This window comes from Bradyrhizobium genomosp. I (2014) (genome assembly GCF_000261685.1).
In the GTDB taxonomy this organism is placed as follows: Bacteria; Pseudomonadota; Alphaproteobacteria; order Rhizobiales; family Xanthobacteraceae; genus Bradyrhizobium.
Genome location: NZ_AJQE01000483.1, coordinates 1 through 1,278, shown reverse-complemented (window position 1 = coordinate 1,278; position 1,278 = coordinate 1). Strand labels below are relative to the sequence as shown.

1 protein-coding gene is annotated in these 1,278 nt (G+C 60.6%); it reads left to right on the top strand.

Annotated elements, in window-relative coordinates:
- The first annotated feature begins 84 nt into the window (after window positions 1–84).
- Window positions 85–1,217, top strand: a protein-coding gene (locus tag IC50_RS38145) for an IS3 family transposase (protein WP_085974147.1) whose coding sequence is annotated in 2 segments (ribosomal slippage) — window positions 85–340 and window positions 340–1,217 — 1,134 coding nt in all. Because the reading frame shifts where the segments join, the coding sequence is not laid out codon by codon here.
- Window positions 1,218–1,278: the final 61 nt, after the last annotated feature.

The window sequence follows — 1,278 nt, the reverse complement described above, 5'->3', positions numbered from 1 at the left end:
AGAGCCGGCTCCACAAATTTGGACAGGACGATAAGTGGAATTTCTGCCTGACAGCGGCGATAATCGCCGTGAACAGGAGAAACCATGAGCAGACGACCGCGCCGGAACCACTCACCGGCCTTCAAGGCGAAGGTGGCGCTGGCCGCCGTCAAGGGCGATCGCACGATAGCCCAGTTGGCGGAGCATTTCGACGTTCATCCCAATCAGATTACGGCCTGGAAATCCCAGCTTGAGGGCGGCGCCTCCGATATTTTCGGACCGGGAGGCGGGACACCGGCCACGCCCGCGGTCGATGTGAAGTCGCTGCACGCCAAGATCGGAGAGCTGACGCTGGAGAACGATTTTTTAGAAGGCGCGCTCACCAAGGCGGGATGGCTGAGCGCAAAGCGATGATCGATTGTGAACACGATCTACCGATCACCAAGCAAGCAGAGATTTTGAAGGTCAGCCGCAGCAGCGTGTACTATCTGCCGCGTCCAGTCTCTTCAGCCGACCTCGAGATCATGCAGCGTCTCGATCGGCTGCATCTGGAGTATCCCTTCGCCGGTTCGCGTATGTTGCGAGGCCTGCTGGCTTTGCAGGGGTGCAAGATCGGCCGCCGGCATGTGAAGACGCTCATGCGGCGGATGGGGATAGAGGCGCTCTATCGCCGCCCGCGCACCACCAAGCCCGAGCCCAGTCACAAGATCTATCCGTATCTGCTGCGCGGCATCGAGATCACGCGGCCGAACCAGGTCTGGGCCATGGACATCACCTACATTCCAATGGCGCACGGCTTCGTTTATCTCGCCGTGGTGCTGGACTGGGCGACACGCCGTGTTCTGTCGTGGCGGCTGTCGATCACGATGGAGGCGGCCTTCTGCGTCGGGACGTTGGAGGATGCTCTCGCTCGTCATGGCAGGCCGGAAATCTTCAACACCGACCAGGGTTCGCAGTTCACGGGCGCGGCGTTCACCAGTCTGCTTGCCAGCTACGGCATCGCCATCAGCATGGATGGCAAGGGGGCATGGCGGGACAACGTGTTCGTCGAACGGCTGTGGCGCAGCGTCAAATACGAGGAGGTCTATCTGCGAGCCTATGAAAACGTCAGCGAGGCCCGTAACTCGATCGGCCGGTATCTCGACTTCTACAATCGCCGTCGCCCACATTCGAGCCTTGACGACCGCACCCCGGATCAAGCCTACTTCGATCTTCCTCCGCTCCGCGCGGCGGCCTAACCCCGGCAGACGCTCCACTTATCGACGCGGAAGTTTTGTTCAGACAACCGGGACCAGTTCA